Source organism: Pelosinus fermentans DSM 17108 (genome assembly GCF_000271485.2).
Taxonomy (GTDB): Bacteria; Bacillota; Negativicutes; order DSM-13327; family DSM-13327; genus Pelosinus; species Pelosinus fermentans.
This window is the reverse complement of record NZ_AKVN02000001.1, coordinates 2,481,595-2,499,124: the sequence shown is the minus strand read 5'-3', so window position 1 is coordinate 2,499,124 and position 17,530 is coordinate 2,481,595. Positions and strand designations below refer to the sequence as shown.

At 36.1% G+C, this 17,530-nt stretch carries 21 protein-coding genes; 1 reads left to right on the top strand and 20 read right to left on the bottom strand.

From position 1 onward, the window contains the following. Nucleotides 1–27: 27 nt before the first annotated feature. The 5 genes from FR7_RS11500 to FR7_RS11480 form a co-directional block, all read right to left on the bottom strand. Nucleotides 28–213 carry a 2-hydroxymuconate tautomerase gene (locus FR7_RS11500; RefSeq protein WP_007934389.1) on the bottom strand — a complete coding sequence of 62 codons (186 nt, stop codon included), beginning with the start codon at nucleotides 211–213 and terminating at the stop codon, nucleotides 28–30. Between the two features lie 94 nt (nucleotides 214–307). Further along, nucleotides 308–970 (bottom strand): TVP38/TMEM64 family protein, encoded by a 663-nt coding sequence (locus FR7_RS11495; RefSeq protein WP_007934391.1) that lies wholly within the window; start codon nucleotides 968–970, stop codon nucleotides 308–310. Nucleotides 971–1,159: 189 nt separating this feature from the next. After that, nucleotides 1,160–1,378, bottom strand: a complete 219-nt coding sequence (locus tag FR7_RS11490; RefSeq protein ID WP_007934398.1) for a hypothetical protein — start codon at nucleotides 1,376–1,378, stop codon at nucleotides 1,160–1,162. A gap of 173 nt (nucleotides 1,379–1,551) precedes the next feature. Further along, nucleotides 1,552–3,600, bottom strand: a complete 2,049-nt coding sequence (recG, locus tag FR7_RS11485) for an ATP-dependent DNA helicase RecG (protein ID WP_007934400.1) — start codon at nucleotides 3,598–3,600, stop codon at nucleotides 1,552–1,554. Between the two features lie 77 nt (nucleotides 3,601–3,677). Next, nucleotides 3,678–3,875 (bottom strand): DUF1858 domain-containing protein, encoded by a 198-nt coding sequence (locus tag FR7_RS11480; protein WP_007934402.1) that lies wholly within the window; start codon nucleotides 3,873–3,875, stop codon nucleotides 3,678–3,680. A gap of 193 nt (nucleotides 3,876–4,068) precedes the next feature. Here FR7_RS11480 and rpmB point away from each other — a divergent pair, with 193 nt between their 5' ends. Next, entirely contained in the window at nucleotides 4,069–4,260 is a 192-nt protein-coding gene (gene rpmB / locus FR7_RS11475) for a 50S ribosomal protein L28 (RefSeq protein WP_007934404.1), read from the top strand. A 229-nt stretch (nucleotides 4,261–4,489) separates the two neighbouring features. On the opposite strand, the gene FR7_RS11470 is transcribed toward rpmB, so the two are convergent. The 15 genes from FR7_RS11470 to FR7_RS11400 all read right to left on the bottom strand — a co-directional run bounded on the left by FR7_RS11470 (nucleotide 4,490) and on the right by FR7_RS11400 (nucleotide 17,520). Beyond that, on the bottom strand, nucleotides 4,490–7,585 hold the full coding sequence (locus FR7_RS11470; protein WP_007950945.1) for an efflux RND transporter permease subunit: 3,096 nt from the start codon (nucleotides 7,583–7,585) through the stop codon (nucleotides 4,490–4,492). Then, a complete protein-coding gene (locus FR7_RS11465) occupies nucleotides 7,586–8,716 on the bottom strand; it encodes an efflux RND transporter periplasmic adaptor subunit (RefSeq protein ID WP_007934406.1) in 1,131 nt (376 codons plus the stop codon). It abuts the gene before it with no gap. Between the two features lie 67 nt (nucleotides 8,717–8,783). Further along, nucleotides 8,784–9,884: a 3-dehydroquinate synthase gene (aroB, locus tag FR7_RS11460; RefSeq protein ID WP_007934407.1), complete on the bottom strand. Its 1,101-nt coding sequence runs from the start codon at nucleotides 9,882–9,884 to the stop codon at nucleotides 8,784–8,786. Then, complete coding sequence (locus tag FR7_RS11455; RefSeq protein WP_007934408.1) at nucleotides 9,871–10,401, bottom strand: shikimate kinase; 531 nt, start codon at nucleotides 10,399–10,401, stop codon at nucleotides 9,871–9,873. The genes aroB and FR7_RS11455 overlap by 14 nt, the downstream gene beginning before the upstream one ends. Before the next feature lie 278 nt (nucleotides 10,402–10,679). After that, nucleotides 10,680–11,258, bottom strand: coding sequence for a type IV pilus inner membrane component PilO (locus tag FR7_RS11450; protein ID WP_007934410.1), 579 nt, complete (start codon nucleotides 11,256–11,258; stop codon nucleotides 10,680–10,682). 2 nt (nucleotides 11,259–11,260) lie between these two features. Further along, nucleotides 11,261–11,791: a PilN domain-containing protein gene (locus FR7_RS11445; RefSeq protein WP_007934411.1), complete on the bottom strand. Its 531-nt coding sequence runs from the start codon at nucleotides 11,789–11,791 to the stop codon at nucleotides 11,261–11,263. Continuing rightward, complete coding sequence (gene pilM, locus FR7_RS11440; protein ID WP_007934413.1) at nucleotides 11,788–12,855, bottom strand: type IV pilus assembly protein PilM; 1,068 nt, start codon at nucleotides 12,853–12,855, stop codon at nucleotides 11,788–11,790. The genes FR7_RS11445 and pilM overlap by 4 nt, the downstream gene beginning before the upstream one ends. Before the next feature lie 17 nt (nucleotides 12,856–12,872). After that, nucleotides 12,873–13,136 carry a late competence development ComFB family protein gene (locus FR7_RS11435; RefSeq protein ID WP_007934415.1) on the bottom strand — a complete coding sequence of 88 codons (264 nt, stop codon included), beginning with the start codon at nucleotides 13,134–13,136 and terminating at the stop codon, nucleotides 12,873–12,875. A gap of 14 nt (nucleotides 13,137–13,150) precedes the next feature. Next, nucleotides 13,151–13,582 (bottom strand): pilus assembly PilX family protein, encoded by a 432-nt coding sequence (locus tag FR7_RS11430; RefSeq protein WP_237769519.1) that lies wholly within the window; start codon nucleotides 13,580–13,582, stop codon nucleotides 13,151–13,153. Nucleotides 13,583–13,620: 38 nt separating this feature from the next. Then, on the bottom strand, nucleotides 13,621–14,130 hold the full coding sequence (locus tag FR7_RS11425; RefSeq protein ID WP_007934418.1) for a PilW family protein: 510 nt from the start codon (nucleotides 14,128–14,130) through the stop codon (nucleotides 13,621–13,623). 28 nt (nucleotides 14,131–14,158) lie between these two features. After that, on the bottom strand, nucleotides 14,159–14,560 hold the full coding sequence (locus FR7_RS11420; protein WP_007934420.1) for a hypothetical protein: 402 nt from the start codon (nucleotides 14,558–14,560) through the stop codon (nucleotides 14,159–14,161). Nucleotides 14,561–14,573: 13 nt separating this feature from the next. Then, a complete protein-coding gene (locus tag FR7_RS11415; protein ID WP_007934421.1) occupies nucleotides 14,574–15,035 on the bottom strand; it encodes a pilus assembly FimT family protein in 462 nt (153 codons plus the stop codon). Between the two features lie 9 nt (nucleotides 15,036–15,044). Continuing rightward, complete coding sequence (locus FR7_RS11410; RefSeq protein WP_007934423.1) at nucleotides 15,045–15,788, bottom strand: prepilin peptidase; 744 nt, start codon at nucleotides 15,786–15,788, stop codon at nucleotides 15,045–15,047. Between the two features lie 63 nt (nucleotides 15,789–15,851). Beyond that, nucleotides 15,852–16,250 carry a type II secretion system protein gene (locus FR7_RS11405; RefSeq protein ID WP_007934424.1) on the bottom strand — a complete coding sequence of 133 codons (399 nt, stop codon included), beginning with the start codon at nucleotides 16,248–16,250 and terminating at the stop codon, nucleotides 15,852–15,854. Nucleotides 16,251–16,299: 49 nt separating this feature from the next. Further along, complete coding sequence (locus tag FR7_RS11400; RefSeq protein WP_007934426.1) at nucleotides 16,300–17,520, bottom strand: type II secretion system F family protein; 1,221 nt, start codon at nucleotides 17,518–17,520, stop codon at nucleotides 16,300–16,302. Between the last annotated feature and the right edge of the window lie 10 nt (nucleotides 17,521–17,530).

The window sequence follows — 17,530 nt, the reverse complement described above, 5'->3', positions numbered from 1 at the left end:
ATCTTTAGAATTTATAGAACTTGTTCTTTATTTATCGAGCATTAATGTCCCAGCTTTAGCGATATGCTGTTTAGCAGCTTCTCTAATAACAATGGTTACTGCTTCAGCAGGACAATTAGCGGTTTGCGTTATTGCCTCCGTAACCCTCTTCACCATTTCACGCTTTTGCTCTGTAGTTCGTCCTTCAATCAGATCAATCTGTACAATTGGCATAAAATCATCCCCTTAATTATTATGTATATTTCATTCGCCATATATAACAATATCCCTGCCAATTCATTTACTTAAAATGAATTCTCAGCTCATTTTATCCTTTGTTCCGTTTATGCCACCATAATCCTATATATACAACAATAACAAGTAAAACTACCAAAAGTAAGCGTGCCAGATTTTCTCCAGCAAAAACTATGTCATGACCAATGAGGACTTTAATAATAACAGGTGGCAGTTTACCAATAATCGTTGCTAAAAAAAAGTCCTTAAAACTCATTCTACTAATAGCTGCTACAGCAGTAATAATACCTGAAGGTGCCAACGGCAATAGCCGCGCTATTAACAAAGCTTTAAAGCCGTTGATGGCACTATAATCATCCACTTGCTGTAAATATCTACTATTTGCTATCCATCCTGCTACTAACTGACGAAAGAAATAGCGGGCAAAAATAAACATACATACCGCACCAATAACTTCTCCGCCCCATGAAATGACAGTTCCCCAAAACAAGCCATACATAATACCAGATGCTCCTGACAAAATCATAAAAGGAAAGACAATGGTAAATGTCATAATAATAAATAAAAGTATCGTTATGAGTACCGACCAGGGACCAAAGCTTCGCAGATATTCTGCCAAAGCAATAATATCTCCATGTTTAAGTATACTGTATGAATGCTGAAAAAATTCCGGTTGCCATAGATAAATCGCTCCAAATAAAACAATAATGAACAACCATCCAAAAAACCTGATCATCATACCCCTCCATACTACAGAACAGTAACCTCTCCAATACTGTACTATACTAAAAATCCTATAAAAAGGCAACCTGAAAGGTCAGTAAATGTTAAACTAATGACCAAACCGCCCTAAGACTCCCTCGCCCAAACGGGAGTTTTAGAACGGCTACGTTCTGAAGTAAATATAATTAGAATTCAAACGAAACTAACTTTCTAATAAAATGTTAGTTTTCTTACTTTCATGCTGATAAATAACACATTCACCACCAAACCAGTTCACACAATCATTACAGCGCCTGACAAAATCATTGGGTGATACATTTAGTAATGAATATCCGTATCCCATAGCATTAATAATATGTTCAAATTCTAAACATTCACAGGCAATTTCCCTTAATTGCTGTTCACTACAGGTAGATTTCATATTACCACCTCTATTATTAATCTTTAATAATAGTGTGTACTCAAAATGCAAGAAAATACTTTATAAATTTTTTACAGCTTTTATGCATAAAACGAATCTATGCGTGGCACAATGATAATGTAAATTTTCTCCTCTCCCATAATTGGCGGCCATATGGCCGTCTTTTTTTTCATTTAACTAGAAAATATCATACTAAATTCCTTACCGAATCGTACTTGTAAAGCAGGACGCAACATATCAAACGATTCAGGTCTAGCCACTGTTTTTTCCGCTGCCTGACGCGCCTCTAAAAAAACATCTATATCATTTATAATATCTGCAATTTTCAAATCCGGTAGACCATGCTGCCGTATACCAAAAAATTGTCCTGGACCACGAATTTTCAAATCTTCTTCTGCTAACGCAAAGCCATCGTTCGTCTTTGCCATAATTGAAAGTCGTTCCTGGGTTTCTGGTTTTTTATTATCAGAAAGTAAAATACAATAGGACTGATGATCACCTCTTCCAATTCGTCCCCGTAATTGATGTAATTGGGCTAAACCAAAACGTTCAGCATTCTCAATGATCATAACAGTAGCATTGGGCACATTTACTCCAACTTCAATTACCGTCGTAGCTACTAAAACTTTTATCTCACCACGATAAAATCGATCCATTACTAAGTCCTTCTCCACAGACTTCATTCTTCCATGGACTAAGCCACAGGAAATATTCACTAGCTCCGTCTTCAGCAATTCATCATATAACTCTACAGCAGATAGAGCATTTACTTTCTCCGATTCTTCTACTAAAGGACAAACCACATACGCTTGACGTCCACTATTGACTTCCTTTTCAATAAAATCATATACCAATTGGCGCCTATCGGATCCTCGAACATACGTTTTTATTATTTTACGTCCAGGAGGTAATTGTTTTATAGTAGACACATCAAGATCACCATACACTGTTAGAGCCATTGTACGTGGTATCGGTGTAGCTGTCATAACCAAGACATCAGGCATATTGCCTTTTTCCTGTAATTTTGCTCGTTGTCGAACTCCAAAGCGATGTTGTTCATCTGTAATTACTAAACCTAAATATTGAAATTCAACAGATTCTTGAATTAATGCATGAGTACCTATCACTACATCCACTAAACCAGACTTAATGTCTGCAACAACCTGTTCATGAGTGCGTTTTGGCAGCTTGCCAGTTAGTATTTTTACTCGAATACCTAATGGCAAAAACAAATTGGATAGCGTAGAGTAATGCTGTTCAGCCAATATTTCCGTAGGAACCATCATAGCTCCTTGATACCCATTTTCGACTGTTTTCGCTAAGGCCAATGCCGCAATCACAGTCTTACCTGATCCCACATCTCCTTGAAGTAACCGTTGCATAGGTTTTGTATCTTCCATATCCAGAGCAATCTCTAATAATACTTTTTGCTGATCCTCTGTAAGGCTAAATGGTAACTGTTCACTGACTTTTTTAACGAGGCATCCGTCTGGTCCATGTTTTATACCAATCGTATTACTTCTGTTTTGTTTTTTGATATATAACAACCCACATTGCAATAAATATAACTCCTCAAATACTAATCTTCTTCTCGCCTGTTTTAGCACATCCATATTCAGAGGAAAATGGATGTTTTCAAAAGCAGTTTTACGATCTAATAATGAAAATTGCTTTATTATGATAGGAGGCAGTATTTCAGCTGTCGCATTATATTCTGTTAAAATCTGACGTATTAGGTTTCGCAAAAATCTTTGAGTAATACTTTCATTAGCAGCATATATTGGTGTAATATAACCAGCTTCCAGCGTATCCATATCTGTGATCATCTCAATCTCTGGATTTTGGATTTCCACTTGATATATTTTTTTCACCTTACCTGTAACAAGAACCTCTGCTCCAAGTCCGTATATCTTTTTTCGGTGAGGTTGATTAAACCACACCAATTGAACGGTTCCTGTAGAATCGCCTACTGTAATTTTAGTTATCTGAAGACCTCGGCGAGGTTTACTCTCTGCACAATTCATCATTCTAGCTTTAAAGTTCTCTACTTGTCCATCGGTTAAGTTATTTATCATCTTAAGCTGACTACGGTCTTCATAACGTCGAGGATAATGTTCTAACAAATCTCCAATTGTGAAAATCCCTAATTTCGTCAATAAATTTGCTTTTTTAGGGCCCACGCCTTTAATGTATTGTATATTATCTTTTTTAAAATTTTCCAAACTTATCACCTTCATACATAATACTAAGTATTATTAGCTGCAGTCAGAGCAATAGAAAATAGGCAAAATTGCTTTGCCTATTTTCTATTGCACAATTCATTTAATTCTTTCAAAAGTGCCTCAACATCAATATTGTGCATTTTAGCGCCATTCTCAATTGTTTCTGTGGCTGCGCCCATGCATCCGATACATCCCATACCATGTTTGGCAAAAACTTCACGTACCAAGGGATGAGATCGGAGCAACTCATTTATTGACGTCTCCTTCGTAATCATTCTGTGCGCCTCCTATCTCTACCATTTTTTTATTATTCGTTTTTACTTCAATATTTATAATAAAAATTCCTGCAATAGTATTTTTAAGATAAAGAATTCTACTTATGCCTTGCATTTAGTGAGTAGGTTATGCTAAAATATTGATGTTATGGTAATGAGGATATCTTGTCCCTCATCAAAGGAGGTGGAATACATGGCAAATCTTTGTGAAATCTGCAGTAAAAGTCAAACTACTGGCTCTAATGTCAGCCACTCTCATTTAAAAACGAAACGCACTTGGAAACCTAACATTCAACGAGTTAAAGCGGTTGTGAATGGTGAAACTAAAAGAGTTAACACTTGTACTCGTTGCTTACGTTCTGGAAAAGTTCAACGTGCTATCTAATTTAAATGTAAAAGTCATTATAGATTATAACTAAAGCACATCAACTTGAATTAGCACTTCTTGTGATTTCAAGCTGTAAACGAAGCAAAGCCCTCCATCAATATGATTTGTTTTATATTGATAGGAGGGCTTTTAAGTGTGAAAACGAACAACAGAAAATTAAAAGGCACTTTATGATGCGCATAAAGTGCCCTTTAATTTACGTTCCTTAATTTGTTAATGATAGCTTTTAGGAATTTAATACTTTACCTAACTTACGTCTTTTGGACGATTGCTGTATTTCATCAATTAAAAAATATACTAATGGTACAATAATAAGAGTTAAAAATGTGGATGTAATTAATCCACCAATTAAGACAACCCCCATTGATGAACGTAATTCTGCTCCTGCTCCTAGACCTAATGCAACAGGCATCATGCCAAAAATCATAGCCATGGTGGTCATAAGAATAGGTCTTAATCTTAAAACCCCAGCCTCAACTAAAGCATCCATAATTGACATACCATTTTTTTGTAGGTGTATAGTGTTATCAATTAATAAAATAGCATTTTTTGTAACAAGACCCATTAACATGATAACACCAATTAGAGACATCATATTAATCGTTTTTCCTGAAACTAAAAGACCTAAGATCGCCCCAACTAATGAAAAAGGTAATGAAAGCATAATGGTTAAGGGATGGACAAAACTCTCAAATTCTGCTGCTAATACCATATAAATTAGAATGACAGCTAATAATAATGCTTTGCCAATCTCTTTAAAAGAATCCTGCATCATTTGAGCTTGACCAACAAATTTATAAGTATAACCCAATGGCAAGTTTAAATCAGGAATTAGTTCTTTAACTTTATTAAGTACTTCACCTGTTGATGCACCTACTGTATTGGCATAAACAATAACCTGACGCTGACGAGATTCACGGTCAATTTGCGTAGGACCTGAAGAGAATTTTACATCAGCAATATCGCCAAGCCGCACAAAAGTACCTGTTTTGGATGATATCCTTAAATTAGAAACATCTTGTATACTTAAACGACTAGCAGGCTGTAATTGCACACGAATATCATAATCGCTATCCGCAACGTTATATTGATTTTTAGTCGTTTTTCCTAAAAATGCGATTTGAATTACATCCCCTGCAATGGTACTGTCAATTCCAGTCTCAGCAGCCTTTACAGCATCTAATTTAATTTGAACCTCTGGTTCTGATTGATCACTGGAAATATCTACATCCGTTGTACCCGGAATTTCCTTAATCGCTTCTGCTAGATCATAAGCACTACGATTTAGCACTTCCAACTCTGGTCCTCTCAGACCAATCTGCACAGGCCGGGAATCACCTCTACCTAGACCTTGATTAGATTGTACTGCAACTTTCAGGTTTTTCACATTGCGAAAAACAACTCTGAGTTGATCCATAATTTGAGACATAGACCGCGAGCGCTTATCACTATCAACTAACCGCACACCAATACTCACTTTGTTGACTTGTCGATTAGCACCAATTAAAACAAAGGCAGATTCAAGCTCAGGAATGGCTAATACTTGCTTTTCTATCGGTTCTACTAACTCTTTCATCTTATCCATTGATGTACCAGAAGTAGCGGTAAGTATTACATTAAACTCACCTGAATCATAGGTAGGCTGAAATTCGACACCAATAAAAGGTAGTAAAAGAGCATTCAGAAATAAGGATAATATCGCAAATGCAACCAATTTTTTAGGACGTTTTAATGACCATTGGAGAATGAATCTATAATTATCTCGCAAAGCCAAGAATCCCTCTTCCCATTTATCAAGAATCTTTTGTAGCCAAGTCCAATTACCTCGTAGCTTTTGGTGCTCTCCATGATCATTTTTCAGCCAATAAGCTGCTAATGTGGGGGTTAAGGTAAAGGCCACAAATAATGAAAAAGCTACGGCAAACGCGACAGTAATACCAAATTGCTTAAAAAATTGACCAATAATTTCGCCCATATTACCCACAGGTACAAATACGGCTAAAATAGATAATGTCGTGGCTACGACTGCCAAAGAAATCTCATTGGTACCAAGCTTAGCCGCATCCATAGGAGACAAGCCTTCTTCCATATGTCGAAAAATATTTTCAATAACTACAATGGCATCATCAATTAAAATCCCCACTGCTAGGCTAAGTCCCATGAGAGACATATTATTTAGGGTAAACCCCATCACTTTCAATGCAAAAAAAGTAGCAATAATTGATGTAGGGATTGCAATGGCACCTATTAATGTCGCACGAGTATTTTGTAAAAACAAAAATGTGATTACAACTGCTAAAAATCCGCCAAAAATTAAGGAGACCATAACATCTTCGACACTACTTCGAATATACTTTGAGCTATCACGAACGATCGAAACTTTTATGTCGGGCGGCAGTAAATTAGTCTTTATATGCTCCATACTTTTTATTACTCGCTCTGCGACATCTACAGTATTCGTACCTGATTGTTTCTGTACAGCAATAATTACACTTGGCGTGCCGTTTGTACGTGCGTATACACGTTCTTCTGCCCAGCCATCTTCAATCGTAACAACATCTTTTAAGGGAATCAGGCGTCCCTGCTGATTTGCTACAATGGTATTTTTGATATCATCAATACTTTTATATTTTCCCATGGTACGTACTGTTAGCTCAGTACCTTTTTCATTTACCTTACCACCAGGTGTATTTAGATTTTGATCATTAATCGCATCGTGTATTTGCTGAAATGATATATCATAGGATTCTATTTTTTTAGGATCAATATAAATTTGAATTTCACGATCTGTTGCGCCAAAAACATCAACTTGAGCAACTCCATCCATTCGTTGTAATTCATCTTTAACTACATCAATGGCAAGTTTTCGAATTTCTCCACGGCTGCGTGTATCAGAAGCTAAACTAAAATATACAATTGATTGTGCCGTAATATCAAAACGTTGTACTACGGGCTCATCAATTTGATCAGGAAGTCTCTTCCTTACCCCTGCTACTTTTTCTCTGACTTCATTAGCAGCTAATTTTGGATTTGTACCAAATTCAAATTCTAATGTAACTTGAGAAGCCCCTTCCCGGGAAACCGAAGATAAAGATTTTATTCCAGAAACAGAACTAACAGCATCTTCAATAGGTTTAGTTATTAAACTTTCTATTTCCTCTGGTGACGCGCCTGTATAGGTAATGGTAACATTGACAATAGGATATTCAACATCAGGATTTAAATCAATACCTAAAGATGGATAAGCACCTAATCCAAATACTACAAGCAGCATAACGATCATAGTGGTAAATACAGGTCTTTTAATAAATGTGCCAATCATTTATTGCTCACCCTTTTGACCACTAGAAGCATTCACCGTAGAGCCATCTTTCAATTTATTTTGCCCATCAATGACGATGCGTTCACCATCAGCTAAACCTTCCAAAACCTCAGCCCAACCTTCACCAACATATCCTAATTTCAACATACGCTGCTGTACTTTGTTCTCTGCAGTAACAACATAAATTGTTTTTTGGTCTTCACGCATAACTAATGCACGCTCAGGCACGGCCAAGGCATTTTTATGTATCAATCCTGGAATTATGATTTTACTAAACATGCCTGATTTTAATACCCCGTTATTTGGAATAGTAATTTCGGCAGTAAATGTTCGTGCAGGTAATGTGGCGGCAGGAGAAATCCGCGTAATGACACCCGAAAATTCTTGATCTTGTAAAGCGTTGACTTTGATGATTACTGGTAAACCTACGGTAATTTCATTAAGTTGTGATTCACCAATTGTGGCTTTTCCTAGTAAGGATGAAACATCAGCTATGTTTATGACTTGAGAGCCAGCTTTCACATATGAGCCAGCCTGTAAGTATCTTTTTATAATAATACCGCTGCGTGGTGCAATAATATTTGCATTGTCCAATCTAGCTTGAAGCAATACTAAATTTCCTTGGGCAGAGCGAACTTGTCCCAACGTTAAATCTCTTTTTGTCCGAGCACTATCTAATGCTTGCGCTGCCACTGCCCCCTGCTTAGCAAGCTCCTGAGCGCGGGATAAATCTAGCTCGGCTTGCTCTAAACTTGCTTGACTAGACAATAAATTACCCTCGGCTTGCATGACTTGGGCCGATAATTCATTGGTATCTAACGTGCCAATAACCATACCGGCAGTTACAACATCACCTTCATCAACGTATAATTTATCAATTCTACCATCGACTTTGGGAGAAATATCTGCATTCCACAATGGTTCGAGATTAGCAGAAAAAGTTAGCATAGGAACAATATCGCGCCTGCTAGTCACATCAATCTCTACTGCTATACCACGTCCTTGAGATACTTTTGCAGCACGCTCATTATTGGCTGAAATATTGTCATAAATACGGTAGGAAATCACACCGAATAGCGCGAGTACAACGAAACCTATCATAATAATATTTTTTTTCTTACTTGCATTCACTACTCTAAACCTCCATGAAATTTGCACATTCCTATGCTTTATTCGATTTGTAAGAATATATTTATATTTAAGATAGAATATTTGACTGAGTGATTTCTGCTAATGCTAGTTTTACAATATTCTCTGGCACTTGATTACATAAATTTACCTCCCCAATATCATTGAGTAAAACCCACGTAATTTTATTATCTAGTACCTTTTTATCTCTATATAACAATTTAAATAAGTCGTCAATCCCACATTCGGGTGCAGATACTGGTAAATTGAATTGCAGCAGAATATGTTTTAGAATATCAACCGTTGCTTTACTGCACATATTAAGATGATGACTAATCATTGCTGCTCCATACATACCAATAGCAACTGCTTCACCATGATTATATATACTAAAATTAGTATCAGCCTCAATTGCATGACCAATAGTATGTCCAAAATTTAAAATCGCCCGTATCGAGCTCTCACATTCATCTTGCTCTACCACCCACGCCTTAATCTCACATGATCTACGCACAATTTCGGTTAAGGCATCAGGTCTTTTATCTAAAATCTGCTGAGAATGATCAGAAAGATAGGTAAAGAACTTTTTATCAGCAATCATACCGTATTTTATAACCTCTGCTAAACCAGTATATAGCTCACGGTTTGGCAATGTACTTAAAAAATCAATGTCAATCAGTACCATGCGTGGCTGATAAAAAGCACCAATTAAATTTTTTCCCATAGGATGATTAACAGCAACCTTCCCGCCCACGCTGGAATCTACTTGAGCTAATAATGAAGTTGGTATTTGTATAAAAGGTACCCCCCTAAGATAGGTAGCTGCTACAAAACCCGAAAGATCACCAATTACGCCACCGCCTAATGCAATAATGGCACAATTACGGTCAAGTTCTAAGGTAATTGCTTTTGTATATAATTCCATTGCCATATCTAAGTTTTTTGAATGTTCTCCACATGACACACAATATAATTCCGCAGCAAATCCATCTTTCACTAGTGATTCTACCATTTGAATGCCATATAAATCCCCAACGATAGTATCAGAGATTACTAATAGCTTTTTACTTACCTTCAAATTTCGCATAAAGCTGCCAATTAAATTACTAGCAGAGACACCGATATGTATATTGTAACTTCGTTTCTCTAAATTAACTTTAACGTTTACCACGCAAATAACCTCCTTGTCGTAAAAAAAACATAATTTCGTTAATAACCTGTTGCAGTGACTTACTACTGGTATTGATACTATAGTCTGCATTATAGTATAGTTCGGCTCTTTCCTTAAGTAATTTATTTACAATTTTCTCACGTTGATCAAAATCATCTAACAACGGACGCGTATTGCGTCGACTTGTTCGCTCTAAGATGGTCTCAACAGAAGCAGTAAGAGTAATGATAACACCATTCCTTTTTAAATTGTTCATATTTTCAAAGGATAATACTACACCACCGCCTGTTGCAATTACAGCGTTATTATAACGAGACAATTTAGCAATAATCATTTTTTCTTGTTGTCGGAAATAGAGTTCGCCATATACTTCAAAGATTTCACGAATACTGAGATTATTTTCATATTCAATTTTTTTATCACTATCAAAAAATGGTCGCCCCAATCGGTTAGCCAGCAATCTGCCAACGGTTGTTTTTCCAGTTCCCATAAAACCTATCAATACAATATTTTTCATGGTTATTACCGAGAAGCTCTTTGACAATATGCATCTACTGTAGCGTGTAAATCAGTGAAATTACGTTTAAAAGTTTTAACTATGGGAATCACGTCAGCCATCTGAACTCACCTCATTAAAATACTAAAAAATAAACATGCAGTACAGTTATTAATGTTGCGCTTCTTTCCTTTTCGCTATTAATAACAGCACCGCATGTACTACTTTTCAAGGCTTATTATATAATATTTTACTATATAATTGTAAATATCTAAAGTTAATTGTAATTTTTTTATTTATCAGTTAATTTCACTATTTTTGTTAGTTAAAAAAGGTGTGCCAAAACTATAAATTTTAACTGATAATTTAGTTTCTAAGCTATTTTTATTAGGTAACATGACAATCGTAATCACATTCGTAAAACGAGATTTATTTTCAATTTTTTTTATAAATTGCATAGATTCTATAAAGCCACCAATTAGCGATAGTTCTATCTCATATTCTCGATAACCATCTTTATTCATAATTTTAGTTGGTTTCAGATAATTAAGTTGTATACCACATTCTTTTGAAAGTTCTTCTACTTGCACTATAAAAGAACTACTCTCAGGGTTGTCAGGAAGAATTCTATCAATCTGCATTAATTTCTGATCTAATTCAAGTATATATTGTTCTGGATTAGGATGAATGAGCAGAAAATCTTCAATGACTTTTACCTGTTGATACTCTTTGTCAAATTGAGTTGTTAATTGATCAATCCTATCCCATTGAGGCAACAATAAAGACAAATAAACTAACCAAGTTACTGCTATCATACTCACAGTCACTAAAGATAGTTTATACTTAACCAGCATTTTATTCCATGAAAAAGAAATCATTGTTACATCCCCTTAGATTTTACTGTTATTTCAAATATAAGAAGCGATGCAGCTGTATCAAATTCAACTTTAACCAAAGTCGGATCAAGAAAAAAAGTATCCTTTTCCATATTTTCTATAAATTCAGCAACAACAGAATAGGTTGTTGCTGCTCCTTTCATTTCTAATAGACCATTATCAGATTTACTCAGATTAGTAAACCACAATTGCTGCGGCATTATTGCTACAATGCGTTGAATCAAAGTATACAAAGGATGACGTTCATTTGTTAAAAGCGCTGCAATTTTATTTTTTGTGTCAATTAATTGCAGCTTATCATTGCTCTTTTGCATAATCTCCAATGTTGGTTGCAATAATTCATATTGGTTACCAATTGCTTGCAGCTCTTTCTCTATTTTGAAAATCTTAAATTCATTATATGTATATATACTACTATAGATTAATACCAATAACATACTGAAGATGAAAATCAACTTATCAATAGACCATTTAGGTTGGCGTTCAACAAAAGGTAAGAGATTGATCGGATTCACTTTCCACCTCCACGTAAGGACAAACCAATTGCAACACCCAATTGAGGGGCGATTTTTTGCAGATATGATTTATCAAAGGACTTTGGGATTTCTAATCTAACGAATGGATCATGCATAACTACAGGCAGATCTAGTAGTCTACTCAAATAGGAGACCAAATTCTTTATTTGAGATCCACCACCAGTAAGATAAACTTTATCAATAGACACCATTTCATTTTGCAATTGATAATACTCAGCTGTTCTTCGTACATCTCTGAGAAAATCAGCGAAAAATAATTCTAATTGCTGCTTTGTTTCATTATGCTCTTTGAGAGAGTCAAAATTAAATAAATCGATATGTTTTTTCTTTAATTGCTCTGCCTCATAAAATGAAATTCTCTGTACTTGCATGATAACTTCAGTCATGCCTTGACCGCCTAAAGGAATATTACGAATGATAGCAGGGATACCTTTTTGAAATACGGTAATTTGAGACAATCGTTTACCAATGTCGATAATCATAGCATTTTCTGCGTCAGTAAAAGTACGATATAAAGCCAAGGGCTCCACGTCAATAGCGACTGGTATAAGACCTACATTTTTGACAATGCTGGTAATCGTATTAATGAATTCATGAGGTGATGCCACTAATAATACCCTTATTTCTGATTCAATATCACCTTTACCCATTATTGAAAAATCAAAATAAAAACTGTTGGGTGGATAAGAAATATATTTTCCCAACTCCCATTTAACAGCTTCCTGCAACTCTTCTTTTGTCATTACTGGAAGGATCAATTCGCGAGCAAGCATTCCGCGACCGCCAACAGCTATAATGGCATGTTTGCTTGATATAGGAGTCTTTGCAAGCAATTGAATGAGAATATCGGTTAATCCTTTACTACTAAAAACTTGTCCATCTTCAATAATTTCAGGAGGCAGCATTTCGATACCCAGATTTTTAAGTACAGGTTGATCCTTGTTCCAAGAAATTTCTACAATTTTAATAGCACCTGTCCCTATATCAATTCCAACTACATCCTGTTTCCTATTTAATAAGAAGTTTTGGATTCTCTTCCACATGAAAATCACCTATTTTCTTAATGATGAGGAGTTTTCTTTACAATTGTAATTGCTTGAGTAATAGCAGAAACAATATCAACATGAAATTGTTGATCCAATGAATCTATTTTGGAATAGGTTGCACCTGAAGAGGTTGCAACATAACGTGTAGGCAGCGAATTCAAGGCTAATGCAGCGATGTCATATCGACAGCGCTCACAATTACACGTTGTACGATTGGCCTTTATAACGATATCCAGTTTTTCCATTACTAATTTTTCCATATAATTTTTAAGTTCCATAGTAACCACTCTCCTTAATCATCCCAAATAACCTCAAGCGGATTTTCTTTACCAGCCGGCAATCGTATTTGCGTGCTTATTTGGCGCTTGGCCTTGTTAACACTCCCGATGGATGTGACCACTCTTAGATTCTCATCATTCGTTGTTGATTTGAGTGTGGTTGTAACAGTACAACTGGCAAAAGTAGATCCATTTTTATCAATAACATACGTTGTTACATTTTTTTGAGTTTTAGTTTCAATAACAAAATCTGGATCTGTCTTAAGCTGAACAATTGCCCATTGTATTCCTCCTTCGGCAACATACTGTGCAGCAACACCATCACGATGATTCGCCGCTATTTCTATGTCTATTTTACTTAATCCCATAAGACCAATCCCCATTATCCCTAATAACATCATAGCAATTAGCGCTAGCACGGCAGCCAAACCACGCTCATTTCTCACGATATATACCAAGGTAACATCCCCTTCTCTATAATGGGTCACTGTAAATTTAAAGGATAACAGGCGGTCTGAAGCAACTTTCTTTCCCCGGTACTCTCATTAGTGACTTCTAAAGTTACCAGTACAGCCTTGCCCTTTCCATGCTGAGCAAACTGCAGGTTTGTCACAAGATTTTCTGTTATTGGGCTGCTAGAAATACCACCAGGAGGAATTGACTTTGTCTTATCTATAATAACATATAATGTTTTGGAATGAAGGCCTTCGCCTAATTGTAACATTCTAATGTCTCCGTTTACCTTTGCTACTACTAAAGATGAAGTATTCTTTAAGGTTATTTGCTGAGCATATCGTATCTCCTTAACAATAGAATCCATCGCAATGCGCGCTGTTTGATTGATATGACTTTGCTGCTTACCAAATACCCAAACCTTTAAAGAGCCAGAAAATAAACCTACGATACCAGAAAGCAAACATAGTATTAAAGCCATACCAATTACCAGTTCTATTAAGGTTAGTCCATGTTGCGCTACAAAGTATTTTCGCTTCATTAATTCACCTTCAATAATAAGAATAACTTTAATTCATCTTGGAATAAAAAGTCACAAGCTGGATACCATAATCTTTTTGTCGCTCTTGCCAAGTAACGATTACAGTTACTTGCACAAGATGACTACCGCGCGTGGATGGGACAGCATAGGTTGCCAGTTCGTAGTCTGCCGGAGGAGGAACCCCCTCATCTTCCCAAGGTATGGTGCAAGGCAACTGCAACTCTGCCCAATATACTGGAGATTTATTTTTTAATAACTCTAATTGTTTCTGTGCTAGATACGTGGCTAGTGTATAATCCCATGCGATTTCTTCTAATTGTAATGCTTGGGTAAACAACATAGAAATACAAAGTAACGCGACACTGATAATAAAAAGTCCCAGCGTTACATCTGCTAAAACAAAACCTTGACTTCCCTTCAGCCTAGACATTATAGATTACCTTCTATTCTTCACGTTGTGTATTTATAAAATCGCTTATACGGACACGTCCAGTAATCGGTGCAAGGATAACAAATTTCCATTTTTTTAATTTCTTACTCCGCATGGAAATCGTCTGCGCACCAGTTTTTGGTGCTCCACTCTGTGCAAATGAAATGTAAGAATGGCTGCCAGAAAGGGTCACGGATTCCGGAAATATAATATTCTTTATTCTGACAGTATTTGCAGTAACGTAATAGCCATAAGGTGTAGTATTATAAAAGAACATTGCATACGCCGTTGTATCTACCCCAGCGTTAATTGAAATTTGTTGCAGCCAGCGAATATCAGCTGCTAATTGACAAGATGTACTCTCTAGCTCTTGTTTCTCTAATGATTGTCCCAGAGTTGGTATTATCCCACTCGCAAAAATACTAAGGATAGCAATACATACTAGAAGTTCAATTAAGGTAACACCTCGTTGCATATGTCCACCTCAATATAGCTTTTCTATATACCAAATAATCACTTCACTGCCATATAACATAATAACAAAGGCACTAAGAGCTATAAAAGGACCAAAGGGAATAAAATCTTTACGGCTTTTTAATTTGAAAAGCACTAACAGCAAACCACATATTCCACCACAGACAAAGGATAGTAGTAACGCAAGTAATAAACATTTCCAGCTTAGCCACATACCAAGAGCTGCAGCAAACTTGATATCACCATCTCCCATTCCACCGCGACTGACGAGTGCAATTAAAAGCAGCAATCCACCCCCAAGGAAACTAGCCAGCAGCATGTCCCAAAAGTCCAAACTATGCGTCCCCAAATTTATAACAATACCAGCTCCAGAAAACCATAGGAGAACTTTATCTAATATCAGCTGGTGATCGTAGTCAATAAACGTAATGATAAGTAAAAAAGCTGTAAAAACAATGGCTTTTATGAACAGAAAAGATAATCCATATATTTGAAAGCACCAAGCAAATAAAATAGCCGTTACTATCTCTACTAAAAGATAGCGTGGGGAAAACGTAACTTTACAATACCGGCATCTGCCTTTTAATAACAGATAACTAATTGCTGGGATTAGATCCCATGGCTTAAGATGTGTACCGCAAGTGCTGCAGTGAGACGGCGGAAAGATAATGGATTGATTTTGTGGTAAACGATAGATGCAGACATTAAGAAAGCTGCCGATAAGAAGACCTAATAGGATTACTATTATAAACACTATATTTCTCCTTATATCTGAATCGAAATATCAGAAGGTAACACAAGCGGTCTTTATGATTTGTTACCATATATCAGTAGAAGTATAATCTGAACTGCCAGGGGATTTTCTTGTCGTACCATTTGAAGATACACCAGTTAATTTATAATCATCACTACTCCCTTTCGTATAAATCAAATCAGCAGAGATGGCTTGGGCATCCTTAGGCCAAACATTAATGTAAGTTGCTAGATCTGCTTTAGTAGCTGGATACATATTATTATTTGCACGATACAATATAAGAGCACTGTCAACCGTACGAAGATCAGCTTTAAGCCTTCCATCTCTTGCCGACGCAGTCGAAGCAGTGAGTTTCGGCATCGCAATAGCCGCCAAAACTCCAATAATAGCAATTACGACCATCAATTCAATTAATGTAAATCCCTTTTGATCTCTCATTTGATTCTTTAATTTGATAAACATATAATTACCTCTTTTATGCTTATATTCTACTAAAGTCCATCATTAACAGTTATAGGTCCCCAGGATTCGTTATAATATCAAATATAGGTATCATAATGGATATCACAATTAAGCCAATGACTATTCCCAACGTTCCAATAATAACAGGTTCAATAATACTACTTAAACGACCAACTATATCATCTACATCACTTTCATAGAAATCGGCGATCTTTTCGAGCATCTTGTCCAATGCACCACTTTCTTCACCGATAGAAACCATCTGAATGACCATAGGAGTAAAAACTTTACTTTGTGCCAAAGTAGATGCTAGCGCCATCCCTTCTTTGATACCAGCTTGTGCTTGCTCTAACGCTTCCATTATACTAAGATTTCCAGTAGTTTTTTTCACAACGTCTAAGGCAGTAATAATCGGTACACCACCATGAAGCAGAGTGCTTAAGGTACGGCTGAAACGAGCAATACCAATTTTACGAGATAGCATACCTACAACAGGAATTGAAAGTATTAATTTATCAATCATTTTTCTGGATGATTCTCGTTGATATGCAATCCTTATCCCATATGTTCCCACTACAATAAAAGCAATCAAAAATAAAGCATACTTATGCAGAATATTACTAGTCGCCAGCAATATACGTGTAAGTAATGGCAACTCCATTTTTAAATTATCAAACATTTGTACAAAAGTCGGTAAAACAAAGGTTAAAATAAAAACAACAGATACACTTGCCATAGCACTGACTACTGTCGGATAGGTCAGAGCTGATTTAATCTTCTCATTTAATTTATGTTCTTTTTCAAAGTGATTGGCTAAACGATTGAGTACATCATCTAGTAACCCGCCCACTTCTCCAACTTCTACCATATTAACCATAAGATTAGGGAATATGGTAGGATAATCACCTAAAGAACGGGATAATGTTTCTCCTTCCTTGACCTTTTTATAGACATTTTGTAACGCTTTTTTCATTCGTCGATTATTTGTTTGTGCAATGAGAACATCAAGAGAGGCTATTAATGGTAAACCTGCATTGATCATAGTGGCAAATAAACGACAAAGAATCGAAATCTCTTTTAAGCTGCTACTTCTTAAGTGATCTATGAAGGCATTATAGAAACGTGCACCACCTTCCTCCTTAATCTGAGTAATAAAATAGCCTTTTTCTCGGATATGATCTGCCACTGCCGACTCGCTTTCAGCCAAAATACTGCCGGTCAGCACTTGTCCATTACGATCTTTAGCTCTATATCCGAAAATTTTCGCCATTATCCTCTCC